The organism is Paenibacillus paludis (genome assembly GCF_042610515.1).
In the GTDB taxonomy this organism is placed as follows: Bacteria; Bacillota; Bacilli; order Paenibacillales; family Paenibacillaceae; genus Paenibacillus_AQ.
On the sequence record NZ_JBGJZP010000005.1, the window covers coordinates 237,628 to 252,996 of the forward strand.

At 46.2% G+C, this 15,369-nt stretch carries 16 protein-coding genes and 1 pseudogene; 6 read left to right on the plus strand and 11 right to left on the minus strand.

Features of this window, described 5'->3' with window-relative positions:
• Positions 1 to 331: 331 nt before the first annotated feature.
• The 4 genes and pseudogenes from ACAN56_RS11900 to ACAN56_RS11915 all read right to left on the minus strand — a co-directional run.
• Entirely contained in the window at positions 332 to 1,642 is a 1,311-nt protein-coding gene (locus ACAN56_RS11900; RefSeq protein ID WP_379142958.1) for a hypothetical protein, read from the minus strand.
• Positions 1,643 to 1,868: 226 nt separating this feature from the next.
• Positions 1,869 to 2,663: a helix-turn-helix transcriptional regulator gene (locus ACAN56_RS11905; RefSeq protein WP_379142960.1), complete on the minus strand. Its 795-nt coding sequence runs from the start codon at positions 2,661 to 2,663 to the stop codon at positions 1,869 to 1,871.
• A gap of 98 nt (positions 2,664 to 2,761) precedes the next feature.
• Positions 2,762 to 3,673 carry an alpha/beta fold hydrolase gene (locus tag ACAN56_RS11910; protein WP_379142962.1) on the minus strand — a complete coding sequence of 304 codons (912 nt, stop codon included), beginning with the start codon at positions 3,671 to 3,673 and terminating at the stop codon, positions 2,762 to 2,764.
• 173 nt (positions 3,674 to 3,846) lie between these two features.
• A pseudogene (locus tag ACAN56_RS11915) lies at positions 3,847 to 4,008 on the minus strand (MerR family DNA-binding transcriptional regulator); the annotation flags it as partial.
• Between the two features lie 167 nt (positions 4,009 to 4,175).
• Between ACAN56_RS11915 and ACAN56_RS11920 the strand changes: the two are divergent.
• The 3 genes from ACAN56_RS11920 (at position 4,176) to ACAN56_RS11930 (ending at position 7,433) form a co-directional block, all read left to right on the plus strand.
• A complete protein-coding gene (locus ACAN56_RS11920) occupies positions 4,176 to 5,867 on the plus strand; it encodes a M3 family oligoendopeptidase (protein ID WP_038589234.1) in 1,692 nt (563 codons plus the stop codon).
• Between the two features lie 172 nt (positions 5,868 to 6,039).
• Positions 6,040 to 6,690: a Vat family streptogramin A O-acetyltransferase gene (locus ACAN56_RS11925; RefSeq protein ID WP_379142965.1), complete on the plus strand. Its 651-nt coding sequence runs from the start codon at positions 6,040 to 6,042 to the stop codon at positions 6,688 to 6,690.
• Between the two features lie 20 nt (positions 6,691 to 6,710).
• Positions 6,711 to 7,433, plus strand: coding sequence for a class I SAM-dependent methyltransferase (locus ACAN56_RS11930; RefSeq protein ID WP_379142967.1), 723 nt, complete (start codon positions 6,711 to 6,713; stop codon positions 7,431 to 7,433).
• Positions 7,434 to 7,499: 66 nt separating this feature from the next.
• On the opposite strand, the gene ACAN56_RS11935 is transcribed toward ACAN56_RS11930, so the two are convergent.
• The gene (locus ACAN56_RS11935; RefSeq protein WP_379142969.1) at positions 7,500 to 8,213 is read right to left on the minus strand and encodes a glycosyltransferase family 2 protein; all 714 of its coding nucleotides are present in this window, start codon (positions 8,211 to 8,213) and stop codon (positions 7,500 to 7,502) included.
• 181 nt (positions 8,214 to 8,394) lie between these two features.
• Between ACAN56_RS11935 and ACAN56_RS11940 the strand changes: the two genes are divergently transcribed.
• The gene (locus tag ACAN56_RS11940) at positions 8,395 to 8,937 is read left to right on the plus strand and encodes a hypothetical protein (RefSeq protein WP_038589224.1); all 543 of its coding nucleotides are present in this window, start codon (positions 8,395 to 8,397) and stop codon (positions 8,935 to 8,937) included.
• A gap of 86 nt (positions 8,938 to 9,023) precedes the next feature.
• Here ACAN56_RS11940 and ACAN56_RS11945 read toward each other — a convergent pair whose 3' ends face one another.
• Complete coding sequence (locus tag ACAN56_RS11945; RefSeq protein ID WP_038589222.1) at positions 9,024 to 9,659, minus strand: hypothetical protein; 636 nt, start codon at positions 9,657 to 9,659, stop codon at positions 9,024 to 9,026.
• A 131-nt stretch (positions 9,660 to 9,790) separates the two neighbouring features.
• Positions 9,791 to 10,555, minus strand: a complete 765-nt coding sequence (locus ACAN56_RS11950; RefSeq protein WP_379142972.1) for a hypothetical protein — start codon at positions 10,553 to 10,555, stop codon at positions 9,791 to 9,793.
• A gap of 228 nt (positions 10,556 to 10,783) precedes the next feature.
• Here ACAN56_RS11950 and ACAN56_RS11955 point away from each other — a divergent pair, with 228 nt between their 5' ends.
• On the plus strand, positions 10,784 to 11,158 hold the full coding sequence (locus ACAN56_RS11955; RefSeq protein ID WP_038589217.1) for a VOC family protein: 375 nt from the start codon (positions 10,784 to 10,786) through the stop codon (positions 11,156 to 11,158).
• Positions 11,159 to 11,310: 152 nt separating this feature from the next.
• Positions 11,311 to 12,198 (plus strand): stalk domain-containing protein, encoded by an 888-nt coding sequence (locus ACAN56_RS11960; RefSeq protein ID WP_379142975.1) that lies wholly within the window; start codon positions 11,311 to 11,313, stop codon positions 12,196 to 12,198.
• 96 nt (positions 12,199 to 12,294) lie between these two features.
• Here the strand turns inward: ACAN56_RS11960 and ACAN56_RS11965 are convergent, their stop codons facing one another.
• The 4 genes from ACAN56_RS11965 to ACAN56_RS11980 form a co-directional block, all read right to left on the minus strand.
• Entirely contained in the window at positions 12,295 to 12,975 is a 681-nt protein-coding gene (locus ACAN56_RS11965) for a formylglycine-generating enzyme family protein (RefSeq protein WP_489685696.1), read from the minus strand.
• A gap of 28 nt (positions 12,976 to 13,003) precedes the next feature.
• A complete protein-coding gene (locus ACAN56_RS11970; protein ID WP_379142977.1) occupies positions 13,004 to 13,372 on the minus strand; it encodes a DUF4180 domain-containing protein in 369 nt (122 codons plus the stop codon).
• Between the two features lie 24 nt (positions 13,373 to 13,396).
• A complete protein-coding gene (locus ACAN56_RS11975; protein WP_379142979.1) occupies positions 13,397 to 14,050 on the minus strand; it encodes a TetR/AcrR family transcriptional regulator in 654 nt (217 codons plus the stop codon).
• Between the two features lie 179 nt (positions 14,051 to 14,229).
• Positions 14,230 to 15,144 carry a class I SAM-dependent methyltransferase gene (locus tag ACAN56_RS11980; protein ID WP_379142981.1) on the minus strand — a complete coding sequence of 305 codons (915 nt, stop codon included), beginning with the start codon at positions 15,142 to 15,144 and terminating at the stop codon, positions 14,230 to 14,232.
• Positions 15,145 to 15,369: the final 225 nt, after the last annotated feature.

Below are 15,369 nucleotides of genomic sequence, written 5' to 3' on the forward strand. Positions count from 1 at the left end.
TGGCCTGTGCTGGATTGGCTTGGGCGGAGCTTATCCTGCTATGCCAGTTGGTTTACGCTGGGGATTGGCTTGCTCGCGGCTTGACCTGCTCAGAGGCTTGGTTTGGGCGGGATTGGCCTGCCCAGGGGTTGGTTTACGCAGGGGATTTAACTTGCGCGCGGCTTGACCTGCTCAGGGGCTTGGCCTGCTCAGAAATCCCACTGCACAAAGGATTGCCCCCTCCCGCGCCACGGCCTTCACCAGCTGGAAAATGCGTGCTTATCCGGGGACGCGGGCAACAAAAAAACGGCATTTCTGCCGTTTTGGAATAACTGTTCAAGGTTCAGCTTACTTACGAAGCTTTCTTGCCGTATGCATACACCTTATTCCCCCATACATATATCGTTCCGTCCTTGCCAATGATGATTGGAGACCGTGCGTCTGTGTTAATGGGCAAACTCCAGTTGATCTTTTTAGTCTTCATATTGATGGAGCTAATGTAAGCGCCACCGTATAGACTATCATAGCCGCTAAATACAATATTCTGGCTGCTGTCAAGGGTGAGGCCAGGTACGGAATAAGGATAAAAGCGGTAAACCTTGCCTTTGACAGTCGGCTGAAAACTCCAGAGCAGCTTGCCGGCAGGACTGTACACATGCTGTGCAAAAACAATATGCCCATCCGTGCTGATGGAAGCCGGAATCTGGTTGCCGATATGGCCCGCTTCTACGCTGATGGTCTTGGTGATCTTCCCGGCGGTATTGATAATATACAAGTTGTTGTCCCCGCCATAGGGTTCACCGCTCACATAGAAATTGTTGTTGTAATAGACAGGAGCATACGGACTAATGCCTTTATACTTTGTGCTGGACAACAATTCCCCCTGCTTGCTGATCTTTAAAAATTGGGCATCCGTGAATTCGGCGATCATCGCTCTTGAACTATAAGGTCTCATGAATCCCTTGGATATCGACAAGTATACGTTGTCCTTCACAATTAGAGGAGCAGAGAAATTTACAGGGACCGTCTCCGTGTCCGAAACCATTGTGTTGTTGAACTTGGTTTCACCACTCGCATTCATGCCGATCAGCTTCACATGTTCCGTATATCTCTTCGATCCGCTTGCTTGAGTAAAGTACGATAGCGCAAGCGCCACATAGCCGTCATCGCCTACGGTGATATTGCCGAGTCTCATTACATATTCGTATGTATTTTCCCAAAGCAGCTCTCCGGCGATAGTGTATTTGGATACAATCGCCGTTCTGTCGTTCAGCCTAGAAGAATCCGTCAGCTCCCGGCCGTCGAGCGAGCTTGATACGATCAGAAACTTATCGTTGGACAGGTTGAGTGCATTCGCCTCTACGCCCTTTATTTCCTTGGACCAGAGGATCTCGCCGCTTGCCCGGAGTGACGTTAATTTCACTACCCGCACTCCTTCGGACAGAACATACAAAATACCTGCTGAATCAATAACCACCTGCTTAATTTCTCCTGTGAACGGAACCGCCCACTTCAACTCCGGCTTGGCTAACGGTGCAGCATAACTGGATTGCCGGGGCCCATTATCACTCGGATAGACGGAATTCGCAGCTGCCCCCACCCCGGGAATCAAGCTACCCATTATAAACATGAACAATATTGAACACAAAACAGCCTTCTTCAATCCCATTTCCCCCATAACACATTAGATCTCTATGCGAAACATACTTCATCTGCCAAACTCTGGTTGCATAGGAAGTTGTAATAATAGGCTCAGTATACCAAATTGTAACAGGGTTGCCAGCCTTCCTGCAGAAATCCCCCCGGAGTACATCGTCACAGCCATGCGCTCCGGAAGCTGGTTAGAAAGTTTCCTGTCAGTGATCAGCGGCTGGATACTACACTAGCTTCTATTCGAATATAGCTATGATCCCTTCTGCCACTGGCTTCCACAGGCGCGGGTACTCCTGATTAATCAGTCCCCTCACTTGCTCAGCCTGAATGCTGCTGAAATGATCCTGTTCGACCAAGATCGTATACGCCCCCTTGGCCACGTCGCCGATCGCAATATGCCCGCTTGCATAACCCCCGATGGCGATCCGCGAGGCAACCGCACAGCCGCCGAGCGAGAACATTCCGATGGACAGCCCGCCGATGGCGAAGATTCCAGCGGCAAGCCCTCCTATAGCGATAATTCCTGCGGCCAGTCCGCCTATGGCCAACAACAAGCCAAGAGCCAGCCCGGCAATACTGATCATCCCCCCTGCAAGTGCGCCGAAGCATAGGCCGCCAAGCGAGAGGATTCCGACTGACAAACCGCCAACGGCAATATTCCCAATAGCCAGAACTCCCTTGGCGACATAAATTCCGCGTCCGACATTAATATGCACCAGCGGAATCCCTAACAACGTTCGTTTGCTCTTGTATTCATAATGATACTTTGCAGTTACATCAGCGTGGAAGTTCCCAGCATCGAGTGGCGGGACTGTTTCCTGATTACCTGAAACTTCCTTAACCATATGGTCCATACTTACACCAAAGAACTCGCTTAAGGCAATCATCTTATCCATTTCCGGATACGACTGACCCGATTCCCACTTAGATACGGCTTGCCGCGACACACCGATGACCTCCGCCAAATTTTCTTGGGACATCCCCCTTTGTTTTCTGTAGCCTTGTAATTTATCCGCAAAATCCATCATCATCACCTCAAGCTTATCGTATTAAACCGGCATGTTCCTGACTACCAAGCGACGTTAACAATCTGTCAACCACAGGTTGCATATGTTCGGAAACACGGTTTTTAAAGCATTTGACGGATTCCTTGAGCTACGGCATCGGGTCGTTCGATATGAATATTATGTCCGCTGTCTTCCACAACGACCAGTTCGCCCTGGTCAGACAACTGGGACATTTCTTCAGCTACATCCAATAAACAACTTGTTATTTTATCGGCTATCCCTGACGGAAGTTTCTCTAAATGCTCCACTTTGCCACTTTTCAGCACAAGTAAGGGCAATCCTGCAGGAAGACTTTTATTCCGGACGGCATCATAGCCAAGCTGTAAATTTTTGAATTCCTGATATACTGCCAACCCTGTCGCTCTCTGCGGCGTCATTAGTCTCATCCGTTCCGCTATAGGCTCAGGGAAATGCTTCAACAGAGCTTCAAAATCCTTCAGCTTGTTCCGCTGCAGTAGCCATTTCAGAATACCTGCTCTAGTCAACCAATACAGCATCCGAAACATCAAAATTCCCGACTTTTGGCCCTTCACATGTTCTCTTGGGAACCGGTCTGTCAGCTCATCTTCGTGACTCGCATCAGCAAGCACGATGCCAGCCAGATTTTCCTGATAGCGCTCCGCATAAAGACGCGCATTTACACCACCATAGGAATGGCCCACATAGATAAAAGGTTGTCGAACGCCTGCTGCCTGAAGCAGCTCGTGCAAGTCTTCAACAGCTTCCTCATTGTTTCTAGGAACGGATCCCTTCTCACTCCAACCATACCCCGCCCGATCGTAAACAACAGTCTGTGCAAATGGCGCTACTTTCTCCTCAACTAGTGACCATGTATCCGAATAAGATCCGTAGCCGCAGCCATGATCGAAAACAACGGTCTTACCTCCTGGTAACCCACTTATTCTGATATGCATCTGTTTGCCTTTAACCCGAATTAACTTTCCTGGTGGTGGGATCAACTTCGTCTTCAACATCAGCACTCCTTTGCTGAACCGATGATAACATGGATGCATATGGATTTCCGTGACAAAAAAATAGATTTGCACCTTATCACCAAAAACCGCCAAACACTTAAACGTGCTTGGCGGAATATCGGTGTGTACAGCTCTGCTGTCCGTTTGGAAATCACTCTACTGCGCTTGTGCTGGAAAATAATCTGTTGCAGCCGTTCCAGCTCCTCCGTCCCATACAAACGGTACCCCGCTTTACTGATCTCACACGGCATCAGCAAGCCGATTTTGTGATAGTGATGCAGAGTTTTGACGGTTACCTTGGATAGTGCGGCTGTCTCCTTTACGCTATAAAGCAACTGAACCCGCTCCTTTCAAAACTTAGTTTAGGGCCTCCTCTAAGAGGAGAGTCAATACCACCCGTCCAAATTAATTCAAGGTCTCCGAACATTATTTTTTTTGTTTTTCTGAGGCTCCAGCGTATATAATATAGTGCATATGGTAGAGAAAGGATGTTGATGATTTCATGAAATTTACAGAATACCCTTATGAACGCCCCGACGCAAACAAGTTCAAACTGGAGTTCACAGCGCTGTTAAAAGGTCTCGAAGCGGATAACTGGGAGGAACAAAAGGCCGCAATCCTTGCGCTGAACAAACTCCGCAGTTCTTTTGAAACCATGACAAGCCTCGTCTACATCCGGCATTCCATCAACACTGAGGATGAATTCTACAAGGCAGAACAGGATTACGTAGATGAGATCAGCCCCATTGTCCAGGAATACATAACTGAATACTACAAAGCGCTCGTAAACTCCAAATTCAGAGCTGAAATTGAGAAGGAATGGAGCCCGCAGCTGCTCCAGCTGGCTGAAATTTCGCTCCGGATTTTCAGTCCGGAAATTATTGAGGATCTGCAGCTGGAGAACAAGCTCTCCACCGAATACTCTCAGGTGATCGCTTCCGCCAAGATCCAGTTCGATGGGGAAGAACGCACCTTGTCCCAATTGACACCGTTTGAAACGGCAACAGACCGCGATACGCGCAAACGTGCTTATCTGGCCAAAAATGAATTTATGGCCGCACATGAGGCCGAATTCGACCGTATTTACGACGAGCTCGTTAAGGTTCGTACCCGCATAGCCAAGAAGCTGGGTTACGCCAGCTTTGTAGAACTCGGTTATGACCGGATGATGCGTACCGACTATAACGCCGGGATGGTCGCCAATTTCCGTAAGCAGGTGCTGGAGCATATCGTTCCCGTCTCCCTGAAGCTGAAGCAGCGCCAATCCGAACGTCTGGGTCTGGATGCCCTGAAGTATTACGATGAAGGCTTTAACTTCAATACAGGCAATGCTGAACCCAAAGGCGATCCCGAGTGGATTGTGGCCAACGGTGCAAAGATGTACAAAGAGCTTTCTCCGGAAACGGATGAATTTTTCACTTTTATGAAGAACAACGAGCTCATGGATCTGACAAGCAAAAAAGGCAAACAATTCGGCGGATACTGTACCTATCTGAGCCAGTATCAGGCCCCGTTCATTTTCTCCAATTTCAACGGAACGGCAGGAGATATTGATGTGCTGACCCATGAAGTGGGCCATGCCTTCCAGGTCTATTCAAGCCGTAATATGCTGTTGCCTGAATATGAGTTCCCGACTTCGGAAGCGGCGGAAATTCACTCAATGAGCATGGAGTTTTTTGCCTGGCCGTGGATGGACCTGTTCTTTGAGCAGGATGCCGACAAATACCGCTTCAACCATCTGGCATCCGGATTGGAGTTCATTCCCTATGGTGTTTCTGTGGATGAATTCCAGCATTTTGTCTATGAGAATCCAGAGGCCACACCGCTTGAGCGCAAGCAGGCTTGGCGGGCAATTGAGAAGAAATATTTGCCGCACCGCGATTATGACGGCAACGCTTATCTGGAACAAGGCGGGTTCTGGCATAAGCAAGGGCATATCTTCCGCTCACCGTTCTATTATATCGACTATACGCTGGCCCAGCTCTGCGCTTTCCAGTTCTGGAAACGTTCAAATGAAGATTTCAAATCTGCCTGGAGCGATTATTTGCGCCTCTGTGAGGCCGGGGGAAGCCAATCTTTTGTCCAGCTGGCCCAGCTTGCCGGTCTGATCTCACCATTCGAGGATGGTTGTGTCAGCTCCGTCATCGGAGAGATTGAAGGCTGGTTAAATTCCATCGACGATAAAGCACTGTAACCGATAAGCTGCAACACAAAAAGCAATTCCTGCCGGGTTGGAGGAGTTGCTTTTTTCGTATAAGCCTCTCCAACTTGACGGACTGCCATAAAATAGTAAGAATAGAATGACTGCGGAGTTTCGCTTCCCCCTGCTTCAATATTCCATAAATATAACTCGCGAGGTGAAAGCCATGATGGTCGGGCCGGATAAAAACAAGCTGTACCCCAATGAGAATATTAAAACTGTATGCTATATCCGCAATCTGCCAGCCAGGGCAAATGTGGAAATCGGTGACTATACCTACTACAGTGACAATAACGACAGCCCGGAGCATTTCTATGAACACATTCTGCACCATTATGAATTTTTGGGCGACAAACTGATCATTGGCAAATTCTGCGCCATTGCAGAAGGTGTTACGTTCATTATGAACGGTGCCAATCACCGCATGGATGGATTAACAAGCTATCCCTTTAATATTTTTGGCGGCGGCTGGGAAAAGGTGACACCTACGCTGGACCAGCTGCCTTTTAAAGGAAATACCGTAATTGGCAATGATGTCTGGATTGGCCAGCAGGTTACAATTATGCCGGGGATCACGATTGGGGACGGCGCCATCATCGCTTCCAATTCAACCGTAACAAAAAATGTAGAACCTTATTCCATTGTCGGCGGTAATCCCGCCCGTTTAATTCGAAAACGCTTCAGTGATAAGCTGATCGGGCTGCTGTCCAAAGTGCAGTGGTGGAACTGGGATGAGCACAAGCTGTTTCAACATCTAGAGCTGCTGGTATCGGGCTGTGACGAAGAAGAACTTCAAAGGTTGCTACAGGAAGGTTAAATGGGAAAAGGGGGATCAGCATGCACAAGGAGTCGGTTTCGCTGGATTCTTATGAAGAAATGGCAGAATACTATCTCAACTTTGTGGACAAAAAACCTTATAATGCTTACTATGAACGGCCAGCTACCTTATCCCTGCTGCCGGATGTGGAGGGCAAATGCGTAGTGGATGCAGGATGCGCGGCTGGCTGGTATAGTGATTGGCTGCTTGGCAAAGGTGCTTCCGTTACCGCGCTCGATTTCAGCCCCAAAATGATCGAAATGACCCGGAGAAGAGTTGGCGACCGGGCCAAACTTGTCTGTGCGGACCTGAATGAGCCCCTTGATTTTATCGGGGATGACTCCACTGACCTGGTGATTTCCTCGTTGGCATTGCATTATCTGAAAGACTGGACACTCGTTATGCGTGAATTCCATAGAATCCTGAAACCGGGCGGGTTCCTCGTTTTTTCCGTTCATCATCCGTTTATGGATTTTACCGTATTTCAACGGGAGAATTACTTCCTGACTGAATTGCTGGAAGATGATTGGGATGTCAATCACGTCAAAGTGAAGGTTCAGTTCTACAGACGGCCTCTTAATGCGATTATGTCCGCTGTACTTCACGCTGGCTTTATACTCGAAGAGCTGCTGGAGCCTATGCCGGCGGAAGAATTCAAACAAGCGCTGCCTCAGTCATATGAGAAGCTGCTGCGCAAACCGCAATTTTTATTTATCCGGGCAAGAAAAGCCTCCGAACACTGATGCCATTATTGTTTGTGAAAGGTTGGGGATTAACCACCTGTGGTTGTCCCCCCCTCAACTCCACTTCTACACTTTCCGTTTTGCGATTGCCCGGTAATTGTCGGTCACGGCGACAGGTATACTTCCTTTAAGATAAAAGCGGTCTCCCACTTTCCACGTGTGGCTGCCCTTGTTTTCTCTGCGCATATAAACATAGTTATACGGGGATGTGGCATAGGTACGATACCCTTTGGCGCTGCATCTGCGTAAAAAAGCAACATCTTCCCCCAGCGAACGATCCGAAAAACGCACCTGCCTCGTCACTTGTCTGCTGAACAGCAGCGTTCCCCCCTGCACAAAATCCGCAGCTTTATTCTTTTCTCTGGGCGATCTGATGATGAGCCGTTTGGTGCCTGACAGATACACAAGACAAGCATGTTTTCCTACGATATCACTTTTGGTACGCTTGAGCGCATTCATCTGTTCCTTCAAATAGTACTGGGAGTAGTAATCATCATCATCAAACTTGGCGATAAACGGGAAACGGGCTTTGGCAATCCCACAGTTTAGACATTGTCCGAGCGAAGTTTTTTCGGGTACCTTATACACCGAGATATTGGGATAGGCGCGTATTTTACTTTGATACTGCTTCAGATTCATGCTGTTTCTGTTAAGTATAATGATTAATTCTTTCGTTTTGTATTGCTGACTTCTAAAGCTGCCTAACAGATTATCAAAAAATTGCGGGCGGTTGGTGCACACGATGATTGAAACGCCGTATGGATCAGCTGCTTTTCCCAAGGCCGTTCTCCCCTCTCCTGTCGTCCATTCAACATATGAGCAGGAACAAGCTGCGGTTCGGGCTTATGGTTTGTGATTTTATTCGCTACACTAAAATGATTATAATGATATACCAATATATGTAATATGAATTCATTGATTCACAACATATATTAAACAAATGGATGGGAGACTCTGGATAATGTTACCTATGGCAGAGTTAGAAGATAAACGGCCTTACCCGATCAATCTGTTGATTGCTCTGCTCACAGTCGCTTACCTTGCTTATGCGTTTCTTACTTCCAATAATTACGGTAATCTCACCGTCTCGCTGGAACATGATTTCTCCAATATCCTCTATCATAATAAAGATACGACAACGCTCTATTTATATTATTATGACGATGGACTGGAAAAGCCGGTGATCGTGTATTCCCTATTCATTATCGTGACATCGCTCTTATTGCTAGTCAGTTTCCTGATCCGCAGAACGCTCAGCACCTTTCTGCTCTTATGCTTTTATGTATTCAGCTTCTTCCTGATGGCCTATCCTTATTACCATCTAAGAATGACTGGAGATTATATGTTCTTAACAAGCCTGCACTTTTTATTCCTGACCAGCTACGTGAATGAATACAGCTTGTATTACTTCATACCGTACTATGCAGTCTTAATTGGACTGACCTTATATTTTATAGTCAGCCAATTGCCTCTGCGGCAACTACGCTCTTCTCGGTCCCGCTAAAGGCTCTGAAGTATGTACTGTAAAATACAAAAGCAACCCCGCCTGGTGGCAGGGTTGCTTTTGTATGGTTTCATGCTTTTCACATTTTAGTCCAATCCATGCTCTTTACGGATATTGTACATGCCTGTAATCAGCAGCTCGGACGGATCACGGTTCAGCTGCAAATGGGTTAGCAAGAAATGTAGCGGAATCGCGCAAACGTTAGGGCCATCAGTAATGGCCGGGAATCCGGCTTCCAGGACCGGGCCATGCTCCGGGTTCAAGGCAAGCCCCGCGTGAATTTGCTCAGGAGCAAATTCTTCACGAATAGCTTCGATGCATTGCGGAACCAACACGTTGTCGATGACTGCTTTTGCTTCTTCCTCGTTTGCAGGCGGTTTGGGAAGATCCTTGCCTCCTGGAGTCTTCATCAGCTCGTGGAAGAAAGAAGCCATCCAGATCGCAGGATCATTACCCGACTGAAATCTTGCGATCAGCTCGCGAAGGAAAAACCCGCAGAAATAGTCATTGTTCGACGCATCCTTAACACGGTATACAAACACCGCACCGTAAGCCTCTAGCTGCGACACTTGTCCTTCCACTTCATTAAAGCTCATTTTCAAAGCTACGAGGCCGTTATGATGAACAGCGTTCAGAAGCTCGGACCAATTCTCGGCAGACATATTCTCCTGATTGCCTTCTACTTCCTCGTTTGTTGGTTCATTCGTTGTCTCATTATTCATTGTCCAATTCACCCCACTTCCTATCATACCATTCAGCAGCTTGGGAGACTATCTGTACCGATTAAGAGCAGGCGTGTTTTCAAAATTGTCACTTATAAGCGTCCCAGTCCTCCTGCTGCTAAAGGTCCTGTTTATTCTGTTATTTTCTTCAGTTTCGAAGGGTTGTTGATCTTATACTTTACAGGATGCTGGGTGAGCTTCTTGGCAACCACCTTTGCTTCAAAAGAAACTTTATCCCCGACCGCAAGTTCAAGTTTCTTCAATGTGGCGCTGTGGCTGGACCAAACTTCCCCGAGCTCCAGCTCGTGGCCTTCTATAGCTACCTCATCATAAATAATGACTTCATCATCATTATCTGAAAAGTGGTTGGGCACGGTGGTAAACTCTTTGACTGTAGCGGACATTTGCAATTTCTCTTCAGGCAGTTCAAGCGCTGCTTTCTTTTTCGTTTTCTCCTGTTTCTTCAAGGGTTCTTGTGGCTTTTCCTCAGTCTTCACACCGGCAGCCGGCGGAAGTGGTGTTGGTTCGATTGCCGCTGGTTCAATTACGGTTTCTTCACTTACCGCTTCATTGCCAGCTTCACCCGCTCCCTCTGTCACCTCGACTTCAGCACCTGCTGCTGATTTTTGTCCAAAACCGGAGGTCTGCATCTCCTTTAAATAAGCAGGGTGAATGCAGTGCTGCTGCTTATTCTCAAACTGTATCACTACAGTCATACTATCGACGTACCCCACAATCTCACAAGGCAGCGTGATGCCGTTTCTCTTGTACTGATAGGTCTTCACCCGTGTTGCTGTACTCGACAAGAGATTCCATTCCTTGCATTTGTTTATCAATTCATCTTCACTGTCAAATTCCTGCAGCTCTATAGGTCCAATTGCGAACGAATAGGTCATCTAAATTCTCACCTCTCCAATCATTGTAACTTATTATCCCACATTTCCAGGGTCAGCTCAAAACGGATGGCTCGGCGATAGCCGATTCCCCCGCAACACAGGTATCAGAAAACGATAATTAGTTCATTGACGGGTGGTAAAATATAACTTATTATCACCGGGTAAACTGGCATCAGCTTTCTTCAAACTGTTACCCGTTTAATATAAATCCCTTAAAGGAGAGAATGTATGCTAAATCCACAATTATATCTGAATGGTGATTGCTGCAAAGCTATCGAACTTTATCAAAAGGCTTTTAACGCCACTACAGATTCCATCATGTATGATCCCGACAAGGAGCCCCAGAAATTTGTCATTCACGCGGAAATGCATATTCTCGGCCAACGGGTTATGTTCAGCGACTACGGCGGCAACAAAGAACATTCATCCGATTCTATCTTAGAGCTGGTCGCTACCTTTGATAACGAAACAGTTCTGCGGGAGGCCTATCAGATCATGAAGGATGAAAGTACCACAATTACGCCCATAGGTCCGGTATTTTTTAGTCCATGTATGGTCCAATTTGTGGACAAATTTGGCGTTCGATGGTGTTTTATGGTGTAAGCTCCAAAACTCTCTCTATTCTTCCTTGATAATAACATTAAAGTTGACGATAAGAATAAGGTACTATAAATTAAAAAGAGAGGAAAATTAACCCTCATTTAAAGTACATAGTTAAAATAAACCAAGCAATGAATTAGGAGGATTTAATATTTATGCACATTTCAAAAAAAGCATTCGTTTCTACTATTCTGGCAAGCGGATTGTTGTTCGGGGCTGTCGGTGCCTACGCTGCTGACGGGATTTCTTTAGTCAAAGCTTACCTGAACAGCACAATTAAGTTTACTGTAGATGGAGCTTCCTGGACTCCTAAAGATGCCAGTGGAAACAAAATCTCTCCTCTGGTCTACAACGGATCTACTTATCTTCCCGCCAAAGCCGTCGGTGAAGCGCTGAATGCGGAAGTCCTCTGGAACAGCGGCAGCAACACCGTTGTCATTTCAACTACTGGTGGCGCCAATGCCGGTATCCCTTATAATGATGCTGCTCCTAGCACACCATCAGCGAGTGCTCCAGCAGCCAGTGCTCCGGCAGCTAGCGCCCCGGCAGCCAGTGCACCTGCAACTCAGACGGCCAGCACACCGGCTGGTTTGATTACACTGCCTGCGAATCATGATCTCAATGCCTCAGGTGACAAATACAAATCCGTAGGATTGGCATTTATCCAATCCTACGGCAAGGCCGTTAGCTCAGGTTCAACTGCCGATTACGATGCCCTGGTGGATAAATATGTGATTGATGATTTAAATGACTATGACATGGGCTACAAAAAAAGAGCGAAGGAAAACTTCGCCAAAACTGTCCAAGCCTTTGTTAAAGTCAATGAAAAAGATATTCTTACGAAATATGCGGCTATTCTAAAAAATGCAACTGTCGACGGTGTAACGTTAGATAAGACATACTCTGATAAAGGGGCTACTTATACTACTTTGGTCTATGAAGTTGACTTGCCCGGATTCTTCATCTCTAGTTTCAGTGTCTATATGGAATTTGAACTAGACAAGAAGACCAACACGTTGTACCTCAAAGCCGTCAATATGTAATTTGCATTATAATCCATTGAGCGGGGACACCCTCTAGCAAATAATTGGAGACACTATGGTTGATCCGATTTATTTCTAGAGGGGGTTCCCGCCTTTTTATTGGGTTCTGGCAACACGAAACCCGAGATCGTCAATGGAAAATGTAGGGTGACTGCGGCGGCGGCAGGTTGCTCCACAACCTCTGGCTTCTTCCGCCCAGCTCCCACCACGGAACACCCTGTAGGAACCGTATATTTTCGCATCATATTGATCCCAGCACCACTCCCACACATTTCCCAACATATCATGGAGCCCCCATGCATTCGGCTTTTTCCCGCCTACCTCACGGACCCTCCCTTCTGAATTCCCTTCATACCAGGCAACCTCATCAAGCTCACCGTATTGATACCCGGAAGTTCCTGCTTTACACGCATACTGCCATTCCGCTTCTGTAGGCAGACGGTACCCATTTACTCCCCAGTTACAGACAACACTCTCGCCGTCATTACTAACTGAGTAACATTCTTTTAGACCTGCTTGCTGAGACAGCAAATTACAAAAGAGGATCGCATCATGCCAGGAGACATTCACTACCGGAGTCTGAAGATCGTCAATAGGTCCAGATGCACCCGGCAATATCGAAACATATAGCTCTTTCGTAACAGGAACCGGCGCAAGCCAAAATGATTTCAGCTCTACAGCCCATGAGGTCTTTATCCGATCATCCCTTAATGTAATTTCTCCTGCAGGAATTTCCACCATAGGAAAACCGGTATGACTGTGCTGCGCTTTTGACAACTGAGTCCCTCTCCCTCCCGGTCTATTTTTACTTCAGCATGCTTAACTTTACAATCGCTTGTTGTTCGGTTGGCATGAATAAGAAGTCATTCCCACGGTTACATTCATAGATGAAATCTTTAAGGCTTTGACTGGTATATATAGAAAAATCACCAACCAGCGCAAGCTTCACTTGATAATTAATGAACTTCTGCAGGACCTCGCCAGCCAGGCGTGTTTTCAAGTCGAAAAAGCTGTCGCTTACATTGGATTGGTTCAGAACAATACGGTCACAGTCCGTTTCATATCGTATGGTAGCTATAAAATCCAGCGCTGACTGTACATCCCCAATTAATACCTCGCTGCTGCTCACAACAGCAATATCTACGCCACCTGCTTCTACCTTCGCTACATTCATAATTGTCCTCCTAATATTGCATATTCAATGCTTGGTGAACCTTCTGACATAATCCTCGCAAATGTACCGGTTGTCTTCGCTGCGGCTTGGCGGTATGTCCGCTACTCTGAAGAAGCTTAGTCCTACTACCATAGCCAGCAGCCCATAGGCAGCGCTTTGCGCATCCTCTACAGTCATTTGTCCCGCCTTGTTGCCGTAATCAAAGATCTTAGCGATGCCATGGACATCAGCCAGATAACTGCTGGACACAACTTCCTGTAAATTACGGTCCAAGACAGCTTTCGAAAAAAACTGAATAAACAGCCTGCCTTGAGCTGAATACGGAATATGCATCTTTTCAATTCCATCCAGCTGCGATACATTAATCTGCTCTCCCGTGTCATTACGGGCTGGCGGTAAGATATGCTTCAGTGTAACGTCGAGCATATCCCCGGCTGTCATGGTGTTTGCAATTTCCGCTTCAATCTTTAGGCCATAATAGGCCAAAAACGACTTAAACGCTTCGATCGTCAGGTTATCCTTGTTCTTAAAATAATAGGTGACCACTCCCTTTGAGCAGTTTGCAAGCTCGGCAACCTTATCCAGAGTCATGCCATCCATTCCGTAAATGCTGATACAGGTTAACGTGGCGTTGATAACCTCAGCCCGGCGAGTGGGTTCCATTCCTAGTTTGGGCATATGTTCTCCTTGCTCGTTTTATTTATACTGAACAGTCGGAATAAAAAAATTGTACTTAATAATTTAGTATTTTGTCAAACCCTGGGGTATCAAGAGTAAAATATTCAGCTGGACAAATAGAAAGAGACCGCAATCTCAAGGAATGCGGTCTCTTTCCTAAGCCTGCGGTCATTGATCGATTATTTTTTTATCGCATGGAGATAATGAAATGTCTCAAAAGCAGACAAATAGTCTGTCCTGTGACTGAAGAAACGGTCATTGATCTCAGGCGGTGATAGATGCTCGTAGATTAGTAAGCCTGCGCTCTCCAGCAGCTTCTCGATTTCCGAATACGTGAAGCCTGATTTCATCGGTTCTCCACCGGCTGAAGCCATTTTCACCATATTATCAACTCTATTAGACATCCCTTTTTCCTCAAACAGTCTGTCGTCTGCATAATCAAGGACTATTGAGCTGCCTGACGGGATGTTAGCAAATAAATGATGGATCAAGGTCGAAATTTCCTCTTTAGTCAAATAATAAGAAACTCCCAAGAGGCTAAAGAACGTTTTTGTGCTGTCAAACCCCGCCTCTATCAGATGCTGATAAGAAAACTGTTTGGTAAAGTCCATAGGAACAAAATGAAGATTTCTCGGGATTGTTAAATTAGCCTCATCCAACCTGTTCTTCTTCAATTCCTGTGTAGCCGGATGATCAACCTCGAAAATTTCCACGCTGTTCTCCAGTTCCGGATGCCTGAAACAAAAAGTATCTAGCCCGGCTCCAAGGATAACATACTGCTTTAGTCCGAGCATCGCTTCATTCAGGAATACTTGTTCACAATACGCAGCCCGTGCCAAGGGTGTTGGAGAAAGCTGGACTTGTGTAATCCACTTTAAAATTTCATCCGGGTCCTCTTGATATTTTTGAGCAATTTCTTGGTTAAAAAAGGATATGCCTTGGATCATATTCTCGCTGATGTCTGTAAATTCTTTTGCCGTAATTAAATCTTTGGCAATAAAATCATCGAAAATTTTGGGTGTGTCATATTTACTATGATAGGCTCGACCAAATGCTGAGATTAAGGAAGTTAAACTGGACTCATTTGTCTTCATACAATCATCCTCCGCATAAACAAAAATAAGACTCCCCCTGGCCAGGAGAATCTTATTATAAACGTTAAATTCATATATGTAAATTATAGCATAAATAAAATATTTTGTCAATGATAAATCTGATCAACATCACTTCAGCCGATGGTATTGTGCAATTAATTTCTCATCAGACTCTACCGTTGCTCATTTCCCTTCTCTCAAGTTTTAAGTTCAATCTATCTAGCA

Bases quoted from the DNA above. Each gene is read 5' to 3' on its own strand.
- ACAN56_RS11980 (WP_379142981.1), bottom strand. From the start codon at position 15,144: ATGAAGACAAATGAGTCCAGTTTAACTTCCTTAATCTCAGCATTTGGT.
- ACAN56_RS11940 (WP_038589224.1), top strand. From the start codon at position 8,395: ATGTTACCTATGGCAGAGTTAGAAGATAAACGGCCTTACCCGATCAAT.
- ACAN56_RS11945 (WP_038589222.1), bottom strand. From the start codon at position 9,659: ATGAATAATGAGACAACGAATGAACCAACAAACGAGGAAGTAGAAGGC.
- ACAN56_RS11975 (WP_379142979.1), bottom strand. From the start codon at position 14,050: ATGCCCAAACTAGGAATGGAACCCACTCGCCGGGCTGAGGTTATCAAC.
- ACAN56_RS11970 (WP_379142977.1), bottom strand. From the start codon at position 13,372: ATGAATGTAGCGAAGGTAGAAGCAGGTGGCGTAGATATTGCTGTTGTG.
- ACAN56_RS11925 (WP_379142965.1), top strand. From the start codon at position 6,040: ATGATGGTCGGGCCGGATAAAAACAAGCTGTACCCCAATGAGAATATT.
- ACAN56_RS11930 (WP_379142967.1), top strand. From the start codon at position 6,711: ATGCACAAGGAGTCGGTTTCGCTGGATTCTTATGAAGAAATGGCAGAA.
- ACAN56_RS11910 (WP_379142962.1), bottom strand. From the start codon at position 3,673: ATGTTGAAGACGAAGTTGATCCCACCACCAGGAAAGTTAATTCGGGTT.
- ACAN56_RS11950 (WP_379142972.1), bottom strand. From the start codon at position 10,555: ATGACCTATTCGTTCGCAATTGGACCTATAGAGCTGCAGGAATTTGAC.
- ACAN56_RS11905 (WP_379142960.1), bottom strand. From the start codon at position 2,663: ATGATGATGGATTTTGCGGATAAATTACAAGGCTACAGAAAACAAAGG.
- ACAN56_RS11960 (WP_379142975.1), top strand. From the start codon at position 11,311: ATGCACATTTCAAAAAAAGCATTCGTTTCTACTATTCTGGCAAGCGGA.
- ACAN56_RS11955 (WP_038589217.1), top strand. From the start codon at position 10,784: ATGCTAAATCCACAATTATATCTGAATGGTGATTGCTGCAAAGCTATC.
- ACAN56_RS11920 (WP_038589234.1), top strand. From the start codon at position 4,176: ATGAAATTTACAGAATACCCTTATGAACGCCCCGACGCAAACAAGTTC.